This is a genomic window from Streptomyces shinuiensis (assembly GCF_043660855.1).
Lineage (GTDB): Bacteria > Actinomycetota > Actinomycetes > Streptomycetales > Streptomycetaceae > Streptomyces.
In genome coordinates this window covers 94,685-115,164 of record NZ_JBIHML010000002.1, presented here as the reverse complement: position 1 = coordinate 115,164, position 20,480 = coordinate 94,685, and the positions used below count along the sequence as shown (strand labels likewise).

Here is a 20,480-nt window from a genome sequence, read left to right as displayed (position 1 = left end):
GCTCACCGGTGACGGTCACGGTCACCGGATCCCGGTGTAGGAAGGGCCGGGCAGCTGCGCATAGTGCTGCTCCTCGGCGGGAGGCACCGCGGCCTGATGCGCCTCGTCCTGGGCTTGGCGTTCCTGCTGCTGCAGCCGCAGATCCGCCGCGATCTTCCTCGTGCGGCGTTCTTCATCCTGCTGCTCGCGCAGCCGCGCTAGCCGCCGGAGCTCCTCGAGCCGTACCTCGTCCATTCGGTGGGTCCTCTCGTGCAGGGATGGGTGGGTCGGTCAGCTCACGCCCACGCCGACGGACTGCTGGGCCTGCTGGGCGTTGTGCTGCGCCTCGTCCACGCTGGTGGCCTTGGCCGACGTGCTCTCGTGGGGCGCCGGATGGGCGGCGGCGCGGGCTTCGGTCCCGGCCATCAGCTTCTGGCTCGCCTCCAGCAGCCGGTCCTCCTGGCCCTCGAACAGCTTGGCGAGATCCTGGTCGCTCGTGGTCGCCGCCTGAGGGGTGGGCCGGGCAGTGAGGTTGCCCGGGTGGCGCCGTTCGGCCGTGCGGTCCCGGCGCGGCAGTGCGGGCGCCGTCGCCGCCGGGGCCGGCTCCGCGGGTGCCGATGGTTCGGGTGCGGCCGGAGCTTGCTGCTGCTCCGGCTCGGCGGGCGCCGGTGCGGGGTCGGCGGTTTCGGGCGCCGGGGTGGCTTCCGCCTGCACGGCCGGTGCCGGTGCCTCGGGCGCCGGGGATGCGGAGATGGCCGCGGCGCCCTTCTGCGTTTCGAGCAGGTTCGGCGAGCGCTGCTCGAGCAACTCCAGTTGGCCGGGGAGGTCGTTGCGGGACACGGTGAGGGTCTCGCGTGGCTTGAGGCCGTTGGGCGGACCAACCACATTGAGGGTCTGGAGCACGGCGAGGGCCCGCTCGGCCTGCGCGTGGGTGAGGTTCAGCTCGACGGTCTCGCTCAGCACGAGCGGCGAGGCGACCGTGCCCTGCTCGACCACGTGCGCGGCCACCGCACGGACCTGGTCGGCGCTGAGCTCGGCTTCCAGAGCCTGGGCGGTGAGCTCGGGCGGTCCGGCGATCTCCTGGGCGAGACGGTCGGCGACCTTGTTGAGGTACTGGGCGTTGCGGTCGAAGGGGTTGTTCTCCACCCGGCGGCGCAGCGCCGTGATCAGCGCGATCCGGGTCTCGACCGGCTGGTTGGTCTGCAGGCCGGCCACGAGGTCGCTGGGCGGAAAGACCGCCCGGGTGCCGAACCCCTGCTCGCCGTCGGCGGCTGCACCGATCGCGTTCTGGGCGAGGAGATAGCGGATCTGCAGCTCCGGACGGTCCTGCGGCCGCAGGTTCTTCGAGCTCAACTCGGCGCGAACGGTGCGCGACTCCTCGTAGAGCGCGTCCAGGTACCGCTCGGGCGGCTCCGCCTCGTAGTGGCCGAAGTCCCGCTGCTCCTCCGCGCCGAGGGAGCCGCGCATCCGCTCCAGGCGCTGCTCTGCGTAGTGAAGGACCATGGCGGCGATGTTGCGGCGCCCAGAAGTGTCCTGACCCTGGTTGTCGTAGCGGCGCATGACAACCCGCGCGATCCCCGAGATCATCTCGAAGCCGCGGAGCTGAACGGTCTCCACCAGGCCGTGCAGGCGCACGTCGAGGGTGAGGCGGTGTCCGGCGCGCCGGGCCCGGCCTGCCATCTCGGTCAAGGCGGTCATCAGCTGAGATGCCTCGGCCAGTTCTGGGTCGATCTTGGCCCCGGTGGACAGCGCGCTCTCCAGTTCCAGGTCGTCAACATCGTCCAGACCGAGGTCCGTCTCGGGATCGTCCGGCTCGGCCCTGCGCAGCTCCCGGTTGAGCTTGTGGACGTGCGCTATCAGCAGACGCGGACTGTCCAGGGCCTGTACGGAGTCGAGCCCGGAGGCCCGAGCCGCGTGGTCCTCGGCGGCCCGGGCGAGGGTGCGCATGGCCTGCCCGCCCGCCGTGTTGCGCTGCTCCCACTTGTCGAGGTGGGCGCTGACTTTGGCGGCGTGGCGGGCGATGAGGCTTGCCGCCAGCGTGGTGATCTTGGCAGCCTGGACCGCGGTCTGGGGAGTGATCTCCGCCTGTTCGTTGAGGCGTACCAGGACGTCGTCGACCTGCTGGCGGATGTCGCGTATGGCGTGCCAGTCGGGGTGGCTGAAGTAGTAGGCCTGGTTGTCCTGCGCGGCAGCCATCGCGGCGTTAAGGCCTGCCAGATCGCGAGGGCCTGCTTCGGGAGGCGCATCCGCGGTATCCAGCGCCCGGGCACGGCGCATGCCGCGCTGGAGGTTGACCAGACGTGCGTAGCGTTCGAGTGCTTCCGCGTTCATGCCCGCGGTCACGTCGGTGGACAACTTCGGTACGGGCGGGGTTGGTTCGGTCTGCAGTGGGGTCGGTGTCGTCATCACGGTCTCCGCGTCAGGACTGGCTTGGGGCGAGTGAGGCGGACTGACCTGCGGCGAGAGCGTTGTCTGCGGCTTCCTGGTGTGCGCTCTTGCGCAGGTTCTTGCGCACACGTGATGCAGGCGTGGCGCTGTCGTCCGGCTCGGGCTCGCCACCGGTCACGCTGCGTGTCTCCTTGTCGGCGATGATCTTGCTGAGGAGCTCCAGGAGCCGGGCCATGACGAGGTCGTCGGCCTCCGCCTCCGGAGCGTCCGCCGCTGTAGAGGCGGGGCTCTTCGCAGTCGGCGCGGGGTCGGTTGCGGCGGGTGAGGTGCGGGATCCGGTCGGGGTTGCCGGCCGGGCGAGGAGGGTGTCGATGTCGGTGGCGCGGGCCAAGACGGTGCGCGGTGCGTCGGCCCGGTAGGGGCCAAGGATCTGCTGCTCCTCCAGGCGGTGCAGGAGCCGGTCGGCCCGCTCGGCGGTGACGTTCATGGTGCGCCGCAGGGTGAGCGGGGAGGCGTTCCGGTGGGCGGTGACCGTCAGGGCAGCCTGCCGCAACTGGGCCGGGGAAATGGGGCCTTGCGGGTCGTCTCCGGTAGGCACGATGCCGATCAGACGCTGCTGGTAGGCCCAGGCCACACCGTTGAGGAGGTCGGCGGTGGGCTCGTAGGGGTTGGCGTCCTCGCCGGTGTGCGGGTCGGTGTCACGCAGTTCGGCGACGCGGACGGCGAGCCGGTCCAGCAGCAGTTCGTGTGCGGCGATCAGGTTCGGGACGGGCGGGGCGCCCGCGACCAGGCCGTTGTCGGGCAGGAAGTCCCCGCCCGGGGGCTGGCCGTTGAGCTGTTCGTAGCGGGCACGCCAGCGTGCCCGGTTGATGATCCACTGTTCCTGGAGTTCACCGCGCTCGGCGAGCGTGGTGGTGGGGGACGCCATGCGGCGTTCGAGGTCGCGTTCGATATGAGCGAGGTCCTGCATGCGCCGGTCGGTACGCACCGCGCGCGGGACAGTCTGCTCGTCCGGGTCATGGCCGCGCAGGCGAGCAACGGTGCGTTCCAGGCGGTCACCCAGGCCGGTGAGCCGGATCTTGGAGGCGACGGTGGCGAGTCCCTCAAGGATACGGACGACGCACCTCTTGGCCCGGTTCATCAGCTGTTCACCGCCGGGGCCGTGCAGCCGGCGCAGCGCGGGCTCGCCGGCATCCATCTGGGCTACCAGGTCGGTGATCTTCTCGTAGAGAGTGTCGGGCAGGCCGATGGAGTACGGGCGCAGTGCGGCGAGGGCTTCGTGCGCACTGTGGTGGGCGACGGTGAGATCGGCCGCCATCGGGGTCTCGTCAGCGGGCGGGAGCTCAGCGGCGGCTCGGGTGATGTCGGCGAGTTCGACTGCCTCCTGGCTGAACCCGTTGTCGAGTTCCTCCCAGGTCTGCTGTGTGGCCTCTTCCTGAGTCCAGGAGCCGTCGTTGCGCAGGACCCAGATGTGATCGTCGGCCGCCAGGACGTCCAGAGCCATGTCCGGGTGGCCGGCCGTGTACGCGGAGAGGGCCTGTTCGGCACGGCGCCTGGTGTGCTCCTGGTTGCCATCGGTGCCCTGGGCGATCGTGTCGAGGAGATCAGCGAGCTGGGCGGGGGTGGGTTGGGCCGGGAACGCGGCTGGCAGGATGCTGCGCACCGCTGTGCGCCATGTCTGACTCAGGGGGGTGCCGAGGAGTCCGGCGGCTTGGGCGGCGCGCCACTCGATGGCGGCGAGCAGTTCAGGGCCGCTCATCTCCACGAAGCGGCTGTACGACATGCGCAGCGAGTCGGACCGGGCGGTACCGAGCCACACCACGACCGTGGGGTCCTCGCTCGCCTGGTCGTCCCCTGACGTGCTCAGGTCGACGCCGTAGACGGTGCCCAGCTGCAGCGGCTGCGGAAGCCGGTTGGGCTCGGGACTCTCGATGGTGTGCTGACCGAGGCGTTCGTGCACGGCCGCGTGCAGGGCATACGCCGCGGTGGTGCGGTCGGTGTACTCGACCGGCCGTCCGTCGACCGGTGAGGGCAGGGACATCCTCAGCACCAGTTCCCCGGATTCGAGGACTGGTTCGTTGGTCGGCGCACTGGTGGGGGTTGCGGATTCGCTCGCGCGTGTCCCCGCGGGCCACTGCCCGGGCCGTCGGCCATCTGCGGCTTCTGCGCCGGATTCCGTTGCGGACGGCGTCGCCCAGACGGATTGGCGGCTACGGACATGGGGGTCGTTCGCGAAGTACCCCTCGGGATCGGCTGCGAGCAGGTCCAGGGCCTGCTCGTAGACCTCGTTCTCGTAGTCCTCGTGGTGTCTGCCCGGCCCGAGCAGCACCGCTGTGGCGGTCATGTACCCGGGAATGCCCCACTCCTGGTCGAGTCGCTTCGCCCAGGTGAGCGCGGCGTGCTGGAGTGCGGTCGTGTCGCCGGGTGCTTGGGTCTGCACCGCCTGGTGGATGTAGCGCGCAGCCTCGGCGGCAATGAACCGGGTGCGCGGGGGGAACGCGGCCGAGTTGAGGGCGTGGTTGGCACGTTCGGTGTCGTCCGCGTTCTTCAACAGGACCGCTTCGACGGCGGCGTCGAGAAGTGGCTGGTGCTGTTCCAGGGCCTGCAGGACGGATGCTGCTCCGTCGCCGCTGGCTTCGATGCCCTCTTCCCACAGCTTCGCGGCGTCCTTGGCATCCGGAGCGGTGGTCACCCTCGTCGGGCCGGCTGCCTTCACCAGCAGGTCCCACTTGTCGAGCAGTACCTTGCGACCGCTCTCGTCCGCGTCCAGGAAGGCGATGTGGGGGCGCGGGTTGTCGGTGTCGAGACCCCTGAGGAGCGTGAGCTGGCGTTCGGTAAACGCTGTGCCCATCGGGGCGCCGACCACGGGCCGCTGCTCGATCGGTACGGTGGCAGCCGCCCGCGCAACAGCGATCACGTCGAGGTAGCCCTCGACGCTGACCCGGGGCCCGCTGCTCTGGTCCAAGGCCTGTGCCTGCGCAGGGTGGTGGAGACCGAAGACCAGATCGCCCTTGTTGAAAAGGTCCGCGTCGTTCGAGGTGTTGAAGTACTTCGGTCCCCCGCGCTCCTTGGCCTGTTCCTCCGTCTCGCCGGGCCGGTCGACGCGCCGCCCGCTGAAACCGACGATGTCCCCGTTCTCATCGTGGATGGGGAACATGATCCGGTCGGTGAACGCGTCGATGAGCGTGCCGCGCTTGCTGCGGGTGGCGAGGCCTGCGTGAAGGAGTTCTGCCTCGGTGAAGCCCTGGGCTGTGAGCTCATTGACCAGCACGTCCCAGCGGCCGGCGCCGCGGTCCGAGGGCGCGTACCCCAGGCCCCACTCTCGCTGCACCTCGGCGGGAAGGTGCCGTTCCTCGGTCAGGTAGGTGCGTGACAGTTCGGCGTTCGGATCGTCCTGCAGTCGCTCGGTGAAGAGCTGCGCGGCCGCACGATTGGCGGCGATCAGCCGTTCGCGTGGCACGACGGTCCCTTGCGGCGCGCCAGCGGCGGGCAGAGCGCCTTGTCCGACCTGGGGCGTGTGCTGGAGGTCGACGCGGTAGACAGCCAGGCGCTGGTCTGGATGCTGGCGTATCGCCTCATGGAGGGCGGGCCGGAGTTGATCCGCGATCTCGCGGTCGCGCTCGGCATCGCCGCTGGCCTCCAGCGTGATCACGACGGTGCGCTCGGCGGTGGCGACACCCGTCGCTCCCAGCGTGACCCCGAGGTCGGTCAGGACGGAGCGGGCCAGCTCCGTCATCTGGTCGACCGGTTCGGCGGGGGCGGGCGCGGGTCGCTCGGTAGTCGCGGCAGGGGTGGCCTCTTCCGGCGGGGTGCCGCCCTGTTCATGCTGCTGTGCTGCGTCAGGAGGCGTGGCGGTGTTGTCCTCCGGCGCAGTGGCACCTGTGCTGGTCGAGGCCACGGTCTGTTTCGTGGCGGCGCCAGCCTCCGGTGCTGTGGGGGACTCCCCCGCCAGGGGTGTGTCCACTCCGGCAGACGTGGTCTGTGCGCGGGTTTCTCGCGTGGTTGCGGTCTCGGGCGCATTGGAAGCTGGGGGCTGTGCGGATTCGGCGAGGGTTTGCGGCTCGGGCGCCTGTGGTGCGGTGGCTGTGGCGGCAGGCTGCTGCGCCTCGGCCGGCCTTGCGGTCCTTTGGTCCGACGCCAGGGGTTCAGGGTTCTCGGCAGCTTCGGAGGGGGCGTAGTCCAGGAGGGGACGACCTCCCTCATCACTCGCGTTCAACCATGCCGTGACTGCGGTCAGCAGCGTTGCCGGAGCGGTCACGGCAAGTTCGTGGCCCGGAATGGAGACGGCCCGTGCGTTCCCCGGATCGTCGGCGGCAGTGAGCCCGAGCACGAGGACGGGTGTGGGCGTGTTCGCCTGGCCGACCATCGCGTAGACCGGACGACCATGGATGTGGGCGAGTATCGAGACGACTGGGTCGCCAGCGGCCAGGCGGCTCTGTGTCTCGGCGAGCAGGCGGGGGGCGGCCTCGGCCGCGGACATGATGCTCTCGCCTGGCACCTCGAAGACGGGCAGCTCGCTGTCGTCGTCCTGGTCCACAACCACGGTGGTGGCCTCCTGTGCCGTCTGGGGAACCGGTTCGGCGGGGTTCTGCACGCCGACGGGTTCGGATAGCTGGGCGACCTGCTGAGCGCGGATCGGTAGGTACTGGCCGAGCTGCAGCCAGCCGTCCTCGGTCTGCTGACCGAGGGCAAGGAATTGGCCCTCGGCGGCCCTTTCGTACAGATGGCGAAGCACGTCCGTGCTGCTTGTGCGCGCGACCTGAGCAAAGAAGATCTTCGCCATGTTCATTTGCCCGCACCGGATGTGGTGGTTCAGCCGCTGCGCAAGCTGCTCGCGCTGGCCGTCCTCGTCCAGGCCCTGGTCAAGCGCGGCTTGCAGGGCGAGCAGGGCGGCAAGGCCAGGACTACCGAGGTCTCGGGAGTCCGCCAGAATGGTTGCTGCTTCCGCGGCGGCCGGGGTGTGCGCCAGCCACTGCTCGTGCTGGTCGAGTTCTGTCAGCAGGGCCTCGTGGGCAGCGGTGTATGCAGCCGCGTCCGGATAGGGCGCCGGGGCCCCGAGGTCCGACTGTGTTTCGCGTGTCCTGGTTCGGCCGGGGACGGCGGCTTCCTCGGGGAAGGCCGTGCTCGGGGAAGTACTGGTGGCCACGGTGCCCTCCTCACGTACAGCGGCCGGTCGGGGGTGCGGGTTGTTCCCGTCTTCAGGAGCGATGCTCAGCGGCCGGTCGCCGACCTCATTGGCGGCCTCCGCTGCCGGGGCAGCAGGGTGGATGCCGGGTGGCTCCTCGGCGGCCTCGCTGATGGACGTGCTCTCGTCCGGTAGGACGGGGCCATCAGGCGCGGTTTCCTGTGCACCGTCGGGCGCGCCAGGCCCGGGGGTGGTCGGTGTGGTGTTGGCGGAGGCCGCCATCGTGACCGGAGTGTCGGGTTTCTGCGGCACCGGACCGGTCTCGGGCTTCCTGGCTGCGGCCGGGCCTGCGGAGAGAGCAGTCTCAGGCGGACCGGCTTCGCCGCTGTCTGTCGGTGCCGGCTGCGTCAGCACCGTCTCTGTGCTGCTTGCTTGATCTCCTACGGCCTGGCCCTGCCGGTTGTGCTGCGAGGTGCTGGTGCTCTCGTCGGGCGGGGGCGTTGATGTCGCCTCGCTTCCGACGACGCTGTTGTCGTTGGGGGTCGGCTCTGCCGTGGTGTCTCGGGTATCTCCGTCCAGCGGCGTGTGAGGCCCGCCGTCGTCCACCGGAGCTGATGTTGGCGCAGAAGGCGCGCTGGCTGGACCGACCTGGTCGGACGCAGCGGGACCGGACTGTGTCTGGGCATCGACCGGAGCGACATCGGCAGGGCCCGGGTCGGGTGCGTCACCGGTGGGTGTGGAGGGGGCGGGCCTGGGCTCCAGAGCGCGCCAGGTCGCGCGGCGGTCTGCCACGGTGTCGACCGTGTCGGTCTCGCCCAGCGCGTAGGCCCGAAGTTCGTTGGCCACGTGCTGAGCGGCTTCGGCGACGTGCTCGGCTGCGGGCAGCTGCGGGAACTTGACTGCCTTGTTGCCGAGCGGGACCAGTTCGCCCGACCAACCCGCTGCGTCCTCCAGCACGTGGACGATCGCGTCTGCGTCCAGGCCGTACTTCCTCGCGTGGTCGCGGACGGTGTCGAGGTAAGTGATGACAATGCCGCGTACCCGTACCCGGTGGACATCGTCCGCCTGTACGCCCCTGGCGGTCTTCCACTGCGGGTTGCGTACGTTGCTCACGTAGTGGTCGGCCGCTTCCTTTCCCGCCTCCTCCAGAGCGGCGCGCAGGTTCAGTACGGCGCGGGCGGCGTACTCGTGGGAGACGGGGTCGGTCAGCGTCTCGAGCGCGGCGGCAGCGTTCTCGTCGTACTGGGCCAGCGGATACTGATAGGTCCAGTACAAGTGGTCCGGGCCCGCTGTGAGGTCCGCGACGTCACGGGCGGTCGGCTGGGCGGCCCGCGCGGCGGCTGCGGCCGCCATGGCGTAGGTTTCCTCGATCTCCTTCTTGGACCGCCTGCCGGTCTTGTGCCAGTCGTCCCGCAGGGGTGCCGGGGCTGGTGGCCGTGGGGCGCTCCCGCTCTCCTCGGGCACTGGGAGGGCGCCCAGGGGCGCGTAGTCGATGGGCGGCAGTGGCGCCTGGTCGACGGTCTCGAGGTCCCGGGGGGCACCGGGCACGGGGAGGTTGTGGCGGTTGTACCAGGCGTAGCCGTGGTCGGAGAGCTGGATCTGCGTGCCGGCGCGTTCGGCCAGCCCTTCGTTCAGGAGGGCGCTGATGCGCTGCGGTGAGCCCGCCGGGTGGACGGAGCGGCGGGGAACGCGCTGCATGAACCGGCCGTCGACTTCGGTGATATTGCCGCGGGCGATGTCGTTGAGGACCTGATGGCGTTCTCGGGAGTAGCGCGGGAGTTCTTCCGCCAGCTCGGTCGCTGTCGTGTCAGATGCTGCTGTGCCGTCCCGGGCCGGCGTCGGCACGGAGAACAGCTCGGTCTGTTCTCTGGCGCTGGGCTGAAGTGCCTCGGTGGCAGGATCCTCCTGCGGCCCGGGCGCTTTTGCGGGCGCCGAAGGAGCCTTGTGATCGTCCCAGGACGCCACCGAGGGTGCCTCGGCCAGGCCGGAGGGGACGTCGGCCGACCAACCTTCTGGCTCGACGGGGTCATCGACGACCTCCTGGGGGCGGTGTTGCGGGGGCGTCACGTCGGCGGCGGGCAGGTTGCTGACGCCATCGGCCGTCGTACCGACAGTGGTCGTGGAGAAGGTTGTGTTCGCCCCTGGGGGATTCTGGCCTGGTGTCGGCGGCAGTTCGCTCAAGGGTGCTGCGGACGTGTGCTCGGCACCGCTGGCGTCCTGCCCCCGTTTATCGGCCACCTCTTCCGGCTTCTGGGGCGCATCTGCGGCTGGGGTTTGGCCTTCGATGACGGCGGACCGCTCGCCACGGCTCATCGCCGCCCAGCTCCAGAGCCGCTGTGCCAACTCCGCCATGTCAGCATGCCGGGCGGCATCCTCCGAGCTGATTTGGGGGACCTGGCCGTCATCCAGCAGCACCGGCTTCTCGCGGACGGCCCGCATTGCGTGAGGGTCCAACGGCGGCAGTCGCCGAGCCGCCGACTTGCGTTCCTCGTTGTTCATCCACGACCGACGCGAGGCCTTGTACCGTGCCTCATAGGCGGCGCGCTCATCCTCGTGGAGCCCTTCCGGGTACAGCGTCGCGAGGTACAGCGCTTCTCGCCCCATGTCCGAGGGGTGCAAGAGCGTCAAGGTCTCAGCATCGCTACCTGTCACCAAGAACCCGGCCGCGCGCAGCATCGCGACCCGCTCGGCATTCACCTTCCGCCCTGCCACGACGTGCCCGTCAGCGGTCCGCTTCACCAGATGCGGGGCGCCGGTCTCATCCAGCCACAGTCGCCCCTGGTGTGCGTGAGCCATGTCCGCGGCGACTGCCGGCCACCAGCCCAGTTCGGGCACCGCACCCTCGGCCCGCCACCGGGCGCCTTCCAGCAGGTCACGATTGGCGGCGTCCATGCGCGTCACAGCGCTCAGTTCCCGGTCGCGCTCAGCCCGCAGCATGTCGAGCATCGCCTGCAACTGTTCACGCGCCTCGGCCTGCCGGGCTGGCTCTGTAGCCAGCTTGAGCTCTTCGAGAACCTCCCTCAAGGTATCCGCGGTCGTGGCGACGCCAGCCGCCCGCTGCGTCTTCACCGCTGCACTGATCGCCTCGGACGCGTAGTACGCCAGCCGCGACTCCTCTCCGTCAGCGTGTGCCCGCCGCGCCCCGCTGTGATGGTGCTCAGCGTCGAGCCAATGTGCGTGGGCGGCATGCATGACCGCCTCCAGACGCTCCTCATTCCGGGTCGAGGACCTTGACAGGGCTCGCTCCGCCCCGTTGGCCGCCTCGTCCGCGTACTGGAAGGCCCGGTCGGCCACGTCCATGAGAGCGGCGAGGTAACCGTCTCGGTCGAGCTCTTCCAGCTCCTCGCCCACAGATGCGGGCGCGTCGCTTCCCTCCCCTGGGCCTGTGGCCACCGGGGTAGTGTGCTGCCTCTGCCAGACGTTGGCTTGCTGCTCCGGCGCGGCGCTCTGCTCGTCCGGCTCGGTATCAGCGGCGTTGGGTATTTCACCGTTCGGCGCCGGGTGGCTTCGGGGGATGCCGTCGCCGGCAGTCCCGGGCACGGTGGAGCGGACAGGTGAGTCTGGGTCACCGCGTGCGTCGGCGTCTGTCTCCTGGCTGCCGGTGCTGTGGGGGCTGCGCGCCGCCGTGCGGGTTTTCCCCGCGGCCGCACGCGCGTTCGTCTGAGCCGTATCGGAGGTGTCGATGGGCCTGACCTGCTCCGGAAGGTTGGGGCGTGCGGATCGGCCCGGATGCCTGTGTACGGGGGCGAGGACGCGAGGTACGTCATCGTCGGCGGACCAACCCGAGGCTGGGGCAGCCAACCCGGACGGCGCTTCGTCCTTCGCCGTCCATCCGGAGCCGGCCGCAGTCGTTGAATCCGGCTCCACCGCAGACAGGTCCAGCACGCGCGGGGCGTCGTCGGTGCTCGCCCACCCCTCGGCCACAGGGCCAAGTGCCGACGGTGCGTCCTCCTCGCCCCAAGCGCTATCCGTGCTGCTCGTCGCAGCGGTGCCGTCTGCTTCCCCGCCGTCCTGCCCGGGCGCGAGAACACGAGGAATGTCGTCCGTCGCGGACCAACCCGTCACCAGTTCGGGAAGCACCAACCCCGACGGCGGCTCCTCCCCTGCGGTCCAACCCGGGCCCGGCAAGGTCGAGGCGGATGCCTTTGAAGCGGATGGGTTCAGGACGCGCGGGGCGTCCTGGTCGCTCGCCCATCCGTCCGGCACAGGGCTAAGGGGCGAAGGTGCGTCCTCGTCTCCCCACGCCCCATCCGGTGTAGTGCGGACAGCTGAATTGTCTGCCTCCGCGGCGTCCTGTCCGGGGCCGAGTACGCGGGGTACATCGTCCGATGCAGACCAGCCCGTGACGGGTTCGGGAAGCGTCAGACCTGACGGAGCCTCCGATGCCCAGTGCGGGTCCGGTGCCAGGGCGCGCGGGGCGTCGTCGGTGCTCGCCCACCCCTCGGCCACAGGGCCAAGTGCCGACGGTGCGTCCTCCTCGCCCCACGCCCCGTCCGCGCTGGCGGTGACGGCTGAACCAGCCATTCGCCCAGCGTTCTGCTCGGGGGCAAGGACGCGCGGGGCGTCGTCATCGCTCCCCCACCCCTCGGCAACAGCGTCAAGGGCGGAGGGTGCATCCTCCTGGCTCCACTCCTCAGCGGCAGTCGTGCCCACAGCGCGGCCGGCTGCTCCTCCGGCATCGTGCTCGGGTGCCAGCGGGCGAGGTGCATCGTCCGCGGCAGACCAGCCCGGATCCACGTCGGCAAGCGCCAGACCCGACGGAGGTTCCTCGGCCGCCGTCCAACCAACCGGTTCGACCGCGGCCGGGGATGCCAGCTGCCTCGCGACCGGGTCCAGGACGCGCGGCGCGTCCTGGTGACTCGCCCATCCAGCATTGCCGGGGCTGAGGGCGGAGGGAACGTCTTCGTCTCCCCACGCGCCGCTGCCACCACTCAGGGCGGCGGGGCTGGCTGTCTCCCCAGTGGTCTGTTCAGGTCCAGGGGCGAGTACACGGGAAGCGTCGTGCACGGCAGACCAGCTCGGAGCCTCGCCGGACACCGCCAGACCCGACGGAGGTTCCTCCTCCGTGGCCCATCCTGTGTCGGGTGGCAGGACTCTGGGTGCGTCGTCCGCGTCCGTCCATCCTTCGGCCGCAGCATCAAGCGCGGAGGGGGCGTCCTGGTCTCCCCAGCCGCCCTCTGCACTGCGGGGCGGGATCGAGAATTCCTCCGGGGCGGTGGCCAATTCGTCACCTCGTTGAAGATCACGGGTGGCGGCCGGGCCGCCTGCAGTCCCTGGGGCAGATCAAGTGCCTTTCGACGCTAGGGATCACGGGTGTTCGAGGGCGCTACCTCCTTGCGGGCCTCCCGCCTGGGGGGATTCGTGACTCAGAAATCTGGTGACCGATTCCCCCAGGCGGTCCGTGACGCCTGCGCCCTCGGTCAACGGGTCGGGGAGGAGGTCGGTGCGACCGGGCGTTCCGTCTCGTCGGGGCGCGGCTGCTGCGATCGCCCGGAGGGCGCAACAGTGGAAGGCATCTGGGGCATCTGCCGTTGGCGGGCTCCGGCCTGCAGGCGGTCGCGGAGCTGGCGCGCACGGTCAGCATTGAGACGATCTTGAACGAATGCCTCCCCGTAGCGCTCAACGATCTGGACCACCTTGGCGCTGGTGGCACCGTGGAGGTCATCTCGGGTGAAGAGTCCGGCAGGCGCGGCCTTGGCATCGAATCCGAAGCGCAACACGTTTCCGTGCTGCGGGTGGCCGGTCACCGCGACGTACAGGTTCAGGGCGCTCATCGTGTTCTGGAGCGTGGGCACGCTGGGCGCGTGCGGGTCGTCCATGAGCTTCAGGAGGTCATCGCGCAGCCGGTCTGGGACGATGGGCCCGGGATCCTTCGGGCTCGGCTGGCGCTGGGATGCCGGGAGGCGGGCCAGCACACCGCGCAGTACCTGTTCTCCGGTGGCGCCTTCGAGCTCCGCGGCCGTGAACTGCGCAGCCGCGCGGGGTGCGTTGGGGTCGAACCCGAACTGCACAACCTGTCCGTGCCGGGGGCTCTGGGCGACCCGTACGTACAGCGGCGCGCCGCCGACGATCGCGTGCTCGGTGGGCGTGGTGGGTGCCTCTCGGTCGTTGAGCAGGCGCAGCAGGTCACGGCGTAGTTGTTCGCCCTCGGACAGCTTGGTGGGAAGCTCCGTTACATTCTGCGCCTCGGCTTCCCCCTGTAGCTCCGGCTCCGCCTCGGCTTCCTCGTGCAGCTCGGTTTCCGGTTCGCGGTCTGCTTCGTGCTCGGACTCCAGGTCGTCGGCTTCGATCTCCGGGGCGTCCTCCGGCTCGTGCTCCGACTCCAGGTCGGCCTCCGGGTCTGCACCGGCCTCGTTTTCGAGCTCGGATGCCAGTCCCAGCACAGCTGCGAGCTCCGCCTCGAAGTCAACGTCCTGATCGGCGTCAGCTTCGAATTCCGAGGCCAGCTCCGCCTTGAGTTCGGCCGTCAGCTCCGCCTCCATCTCCGCGCCCATGTCCGGCCCGGCCTCTGTTTCCGGCTCGGGTGTGATGTGCGGCTGAGGAGCCGGCCGGGCCAGGGCGGTGGGTTGCGGCTGTGCCTCTTGCGGTGCGAGCGGCGCCCGCAGGGAGAGTCGGTAGACCGTTTCGGGCAGTTCGAAGGCCGTGGCCTTCAACTCGACCGAGGCCGGCTGGATGTCCGCCCCGTTGACGATGGTGGCGTCCATCAAGTACGTCCGCTCGCCACCGCCGTGGGGGTGGTTGTGGGTCACCATGGCGCGGCCGCGGAGCCGGAGGGTGTCGGCGGCGGGTGTCCCCGCGGCGCCGCTCGGCACGAGCGGCGTGCCGTCGGCATCGAGGTCGAATTCGATGACGTCGTCGTTGAGGACGAAGTCGGCGGGCAGGCGCAGGCCGATGGGCTCGCCGTCTGCGTCGTGGATGGTGTCCTGGCCCGGGTGCTGTACGGGCAGATTACGGGGCAGGTGCCAGGTGCTGTCGTCGTCCAGGGTGATCGCTACGGTGCCGAACCCGGTGTCGGCGCGCTGGATGACTTCCCAGGCCTTGTCCTCGTCGTTGATCCTCAGCCAGACCCAGTCGCCGGGGGTGAGCGCGTCTGCCCAGCGCATGGTGTCAGTGTCCTGCTCGGAGCGCTGGGGCTGGTCCTCGAAGAGCTGCCACATGGCGTCGCTGGGGGAGTTGGCGTTGTCGTGCGCGCGGTCGTGGTGAGCGCGCTCCTCCAGGACCGTGTGGTTGAGGTGGACGAACTCCCCTGCGGACAGCCGGGCACCGAGCTGCGGGTCGCTCCAGTCGATCGGCTCCCCGTCGCTGGTCCGCAGCTCGGTGAGGCGGCCGGCGAAGTCGCGTGCTTCTTCCAGGGAGGGCAGCCCCTCCAACGGTCGGGGGGTGACGGCGAGGTCGCGGGCGGCTTCGGGGCTGAGGTAGAGATCGGGCAGGAGGCCGTCGAAGGGCAGGCCACTGCCGGCGGGGAGCACCTCGAAGGTCTCGCCATTCCGGCGGATGGCGAACTGGCCGTCATCGGTGAGCTCCACCAGTTCGCGGTCCTTGGCGAGCTTGCGCACCTCGGTGCGGCGCCCGGGGCTGAGTCCGGGGATGTTCGCGGCCATCAGGTGGGTGCGGACCTGGCCGAGGGAGGCGAAGCGCCGCTGCACTACGCCCGTCTCCCCTCCCGGTGTCACGGGTGCAAGCGGGGTGGCGACCATGACGTGACTGGTGGAGCGGATGTTCTGGATCAGGTTGCCGGTGGCGGCGTCCAGGACCCGCCCCCAGCCGCGTTCCGCGCCCTTCGCATCGGCGGATTCCTCGATCCGCACCAGGACCGGGACGTCCAGGGGTTCCAGGTTAGAGCGCAGTTGGGTTGCCTGCGGGTTGTTGACCTCGCCCTTCCACCAGAAGGTGCCGTCGGCTGCTGCCACCTCGCCGAGGACCTTTTTCACAGTGGTGATTACGAAGTTGCCCGGCGCCGGCATGGAGGGGTCGGTCAGCTCAGGAGCGGGCCGGGGCGCGGTCTGAGGAGCAGGCGCGGTCAGGCGGCGGCCGGTGCTCTGGTAGTACTCCTTGGCGTAGCGCCGGTCCCGCTCGTCGAGGCCCTGGGTGACCAGGGCGTGCAGGATCGCCTGCTTGATGTCGTGGCCGTGCTGGTCCTTCCAGTGGAGGGCCTTCATGGGCAGGGCCCGGAGGGTGGGGTTGGGCATGTCCCAGGGGAAGGGGCGGCCCTGTTCGTCGCGGATGCTCTCCAAGGCGTCCGCGATCCGGTTGGCCCGCTCGCGGGTCTTGATCTGCTCGCCCCAGGGCCCAAAGACCTTGGTGAGCCGGTCCGGTGCCCGCACTTCGTAGCGTTCGGGGGCGACGGTGATGATCGCGAGTCGTCCGCCGGAGCTCAGGTGGGTTCCGGCCTCGGTTTTGCCGTGCTTGCGGCACCGCTCGACGATCATCTGTTGGCTGCGCTGGTCCGGGTCGGCCTTGTAGTGGACGACGCTGCTCAGGTGGGCCTTGAGCAGCATGTTGGAGTCGGCCGTAGGATCGGCCTTCTTCTCCTCGGGGGTAAGGAGGAAGCGCGGTGCCGGAATCGGGGCGGGTCCTGCGGGCGCCTTCAGCGGCTGGTTCTCGGGGACACCGGCGAGGAAGCGGCTGAGCGCGACCGCGGCACCTTCGGGGCTGGCGTAGGCGGTGCCCTCAGCCAGGGCCAGTTGGCCGTCCGGGACGAAGTGGTGGCCCGCGGCGCTCGCCACAACGGTGCCGAGCCGGGTGCCGTTGCGCAAGATGCCCCGGGCGCCGCCGGGGTCGGCCGCCTCCAGGATGAGGTCGGCCAGGTCTTGGCGGAAGGCGTCCATGCCGCCGAGCTGCTCGGCGTCCATCCGGCGCAGGCGGCGCTGCTCCAGCTCGGTACGAAGCGCGTCGCGCAGCTCGACGGCGCGGACACTGTCTGCGCTGTCGCCCTGTGCCGCGTACGCGTTGAGCCACTGGTCCAGGGCGGTGGCCCGGCTCTCGAGCTCGGCGGACCGCAGGCTCTGCGGCGGGCTGGAGAACAGCGGGGGCTTGGGCGTGCGGTCCTGCACCAGCACGGGTGCCACCGCGCCCGGGCGGGGGGCGCGCTCGGGGCGGTCCTGGAGGGTGACGAGCTGTGTGGCGTCCCGCCAGGCCAGTACCTCTTCGAGCCCGTGGAAGTGGCCGCGCTCGTCGCGCAGCGTGTACGGTCCGACCTCGACGGCCTGGGCCCACTCGCCGCTCTTGCGCAGCAGGACTTCGACCCGGGTGCCGTCCGGGCGCGGCTCGAGGTCGGCGACCGTCCACCGGTCGGCCCGCTGGGCGTAGGAGAAGTCTTTCCTCAGTGTGGCGAGGAGAGCAACGGAAACGTCTCGTGCGACGGCATCCTGTTCGGTAACCGGCGCCGGGGCCTGGGCGGTTTGCTGCGGCTGGGCTGCGCCGTCGCCCGGTACCGCGACGACCTGATCGCGGGTGAAGACCAGGACGCGGCCGTCCGCGCTGGTCCCGGCGTACGAGCTGGTGTCGGCCTCGGCCAGCTCCACGGTGACCGTGCTGTACAGCTGCTGGGTGCCCGGCTGGCTGGCTGCGTGCGCGGGGTGGTGCGGGTCGAGGATGCGGACCCGCTGGCCCACATCGAGGGTAGGAGAAGCGCTCGGGTCGGCGGGTATCCAGCCCTCGGGGGCGGGCCGGGTGAGGTTGCGGCGATCGTGGGCGGCGGCTTCGCCTTCCACCGTGCCGCCCTCGACGGAGGTTTCGAGCCGTCCGTGGAAGGCGGTCTCGGCGCCCAGGGTTCCGGAAAGATAGACCGGCTGGTGAAGTTGGACCTGGTCGGCGCCGACGGGGTTCCAGGCGACGTAGACCCGCAGGCCGCTGGCTTCGTCACCGACCTGGACCTTCACCAGCTGGTCGGTGCCGCGGGTGTCCTTCGCGATGACCGTGCCCAGGACCGGAACCAGGGCCGGGCCCGCCTCGTGCCGCTGTACCTCGCCCGTACCCGGGGCGGTGGTTGCCAGCTCGGGGGCGGAGACACGCAGGCTGGGCTCGCTGGCGAGACGCTGGCGGATGCCGTCGGCGTCTTCCTTGGTCTCGAAGACGGCTTCGACGGGGTCCTGGTCCTGGTTGCGGATCCAGACGACGTCCCTGCTGGTGCGGTCCACGACGACCCAGCGACGGCCGGCGTCCGTAGCCCGGGCGATCACCTTGAACGACGGCGCCGACGCGGCGGTGGAGGCGGGTTGCGGGCTTTCGGCCGCAGGCGATGCGTCACTGGCGGCGGGCGGCGCTGCGAGACTCTGCTCCCCGTCGACGGCGGGGTCCTGGCCTGCCGCCGCGGCGGTGGTCGGCTGCTCCTGCTGCTCGTTGCGGAGCGGTGCGGCGGCGAAGAACGGCGTTCCGGTGCGGATGCGGTCGACGTGCGTGCCGGTGACGGCGTCCTCGACGTCGACGACGCCGCGCGGCCCGAACTTCAGCCGGACGAGGATGGGTTGTGTGATCGACTTCTTGCGCCCGGCTGCCCGGCCGCCCCACCACAGGGTGCCGTCCGCCCCGGTCAGGGCACTGGTCTCGTGCGGCTTGAGCGCGGTGAACGTCTCCCGGTCAGGGGCCGTCTGCGGCATGTCGTCTGCGGTGGTGGGCGCCGTCTGAGTCTGCTGCTCGGTCCCGTCCGGTGTGTCCACGGCGGCTTCCCCCCCGACGCCGTCTGTAGCAGACGGCGTGTTCGGTGCCTGCGGTGCCTGGCCGTCGGCGCTGGGCGCGGCGGCAGGACGGGGCGTGGTCTGCCGGTCCGGCGAGGCCGTGCCGGTCGGGCTGGGGGTTGTCAGCGGCACGAAGCCGTTGTTGAGGGCCTCGTCCAGTTCCTCGTCGCTGGCCACGGGCAGCAGGGGGCGGTTCTGCCCGTCACGGCGGACGATCTGACCGGTGACGACTGTCTGAGTGCTGCCGTCCTCGGCGCGGACGATCAGCGCGGTGCCGTCGCGCTCCGCGACGTGACCGTCGAGGAGGTTCTCTCCGTCCTCGCTCCAGAAGGTGAGGTGGTTGCCGGGCTCGAAGTCGTCGACCTGCCATGCGCGCCGATAGATTCCGTCTGGCTCCTGCATCGGGTCGTCATCGCGGGTGACGTCGAAGATCCAGCCGAGCGAGCCGGCATCCAGGATGTCGGTGGCGCGGGTGACCGCGACGTAGGCCAGGCGCAGTTGTTCGTCCTTGGGGATGGTGTCCCAGTCGATGCCACCGCTGGCGCTCTCCTTGGGGCCCTTGAAGTCGCCAGCGATCCGGACGCGCTGCGACTCCATGCCCTTGGCCTTGTGCGCGGTGGACACCAGGAGGTCATGCGGCGCGGTCTGGTCGACGACTTGCCCGCCGTTGTCGCTGGCGGGGGCGGTGTAGTGGTCGGTGATGTACTGCTCGACCCGCTCGCGCAGCCGGTGGCGCTGGGCCTCGGTCGCGGAGGTGGCGGGCTTTCTGGGCGGCGGGAAGCTCCACCGCTTGGCGTCGCCGTCCCATCCGAAGCCGACGCTCTTGCTCTTGAGCCACTCCTTCGTGGTCCGGAAGTTGCCGTCTCCGTGGGCGAATTTCACGTACAGGCGCTCGCCGTCGTCCTCGACGAACGGCCGTGGCATCCGCACGGACTCCAGCAGCGCGTCGAGCTCCTCGCTGTGCCGCTCCATCAGCTTGAACATGGAGTCGAGCTGCTTGAGTTCGGGCTCGCTCTCGGCGGTCTCCAGGATTTCGTCCCAGGCCATGCCGTTGAAGCGGGCCAGTTCCTGATGGCTGGTGCGCTCACCCTCGCGCAGCGCTTCCGCGGCTTCCAGGAACTTACGCAGGTCAGCCAGTCCCCCGGACACCGCGACCTTGCGGCCCGCGCGCAGGCCTTCGACGGCGCCGAGGACCACGCCCGCGTTGGTGCGGGCGATGAGCATCGTCTCGTCACCCGGGTCGATCTCTTTAAGGCGGGAGGACTTGCGGTCCCAGCCCGCCAGCCGCATGCGGGTGCCGCCCAGGCGTAGGAAGCGGTTGCCGATGTCGGCGACGGCATCGCCGAACCGGAAGGTCTGGGTGAGCGTGGCGGTCGCGTCTGCGGGCAGCCGCCCCAGGGCGTCGGTCGCTCCGCGGAAGCCGTAGATGGCCTGGTTGCTGTCGCCGACCGCCACGACCTGGATGCCGGCTTCGCGGACGTTGGCCACGATCGACTCCATGACCGGGTTGACGTCCTGTGCTTCATCCCACATCAGCACGTCGGTGTCGGGGACCCGGCCGGAGAGCGCCCACATCTTGACGGTGTGATCGAAGGACAGCGGGAGGTCGCGGTCCTTGTTGGTGGCCTTCGGATCGGTGAGGTTGTCCCACATCTCCTGCGCGAGGGGGCGGATCGCGGCGAAGATCGCATTCCGGTTGTGCGAGATGCCGTCCGGCAGGTGGTGGACGGCGAAGTCGTCGTCTGCGGACTTCACCCATTCCGACAGCAGCCGGTTGGCCAGGTACGCGGCACGCTGCGGGGTCAGCGAATCGCCTCCGGCCGGGATCCGGGAGCGCCAGCGCATCCGGTCGGCGATCTGCTGCTCGTTGAGCTTCGGCCAGTTCAGCCGGGTCAGCAGGGCCTCGTCGACCATGCTGTTGGCGTAGGCGTTCGCGGTGGTGGGGGTGAGGTTGTCGCTGTACTCGCCGCGCTGCTGCGCCTCGATCGCCTCGTCGGCAACCGACCGGTTGAAGGCGAGGTACAGGAGGCGCTTGCCGGGCATGCGCCGCGACAACATCTTCAAGGTGGTGGACTTGCCGGTGCCGGCCAGCGCCATCACCCGCAGGTCCAGGCCGCGCCGGGCCGCGGCCTCGATGATGATGTCCTGCTCAGCAGTGGGCGGGAATTCCTCCGCCGCCGCGGCGGCCGCGACGATCTCCGCCCACCGGGCATCGCTGTACCCGCCGGGCTTCGCGGGCGGCAGGTCGTCCACGCTGGTGACGGCGCCCTGGGCCTCGTTGGGGTTGAGCCGGTAGCCGTCGGCCCGCTCAC

Annotated in this window: 4 protein-coding genes (1 of these 4 cut by a window edge); all 4 read right to left on the bottom strand. The window is 70.3% G+C overall.

Annotated features, from left to right (window positions below):
• Nucleotides 1-21: 21 nt before the first annotated feature.
• The gene (locus ACGRHY_RS27210; RefSeq protein ID WP_394638295.1) at nt 22-234 is read right to left on the bottom strand and encodes a hypothetical protein; all 213 of its coding nucleotides are present in this window, start codon (nt 232-234) and stop codon (nt 22-24) included.
• 36 nt (nt 235-270) lie between these two features.
• Nucleotides 271-2,385 (bottom strand): hypothetical protein, encoded by a 2,115-nt coding sequence (locus ACGRHY_RS27205; protein WP_394638294.1) that lies wholly within the window; start codon nt 2,383-2,385, stop codon nt 271-273.
• A gap of 13 nt (nt 2,386-2,398) precedes the next feature.
• On the bottom strand, nt 2,399-10,843 hold the full coding sequence (locus ACGRHY_RS27200; protein ID WP_394638293.1) for a toprim domain-containing protein: 8,445 nt from the start codon (nt 10,841-10,843) through the stop codon (nt 2,399-2,401).
• 2,069 nt (nt 10,844-12,912) lie between these two features.
• On the bottom strand, nt 12,913-20,480 hold the 3' portion of the coding sequence (locus ACGRHY_RS27195; protein ID WP_394638292.1) for a helicase-like domain-containing protein. It continues 23,545 nt past the right edge of the window; only the last 7,568 of its 31,113 coding nucleotides appear in the window; the start codon falls outside the window, past its right edge; its stop codon occupies nt 12,913-12,915.

Excerpts from the sequence above, each read along its gene's own strand:
- ACGRHY_RS27210 (WP_394638295.1), bottom strand. The coding sequence starts at position 234 with ATGGACGAGGTACGGCTCGAGGAGCTCCGGCGGCTAGCGCGGCTGCGC.
- ACGRHY_RS27205 (WP_394638294.1), bottom strand. The coding sequence starts at position 2,385 with ATGACGACACCGACCCCACTGCAGACCGAACCAACCCCGCCCGTACCG.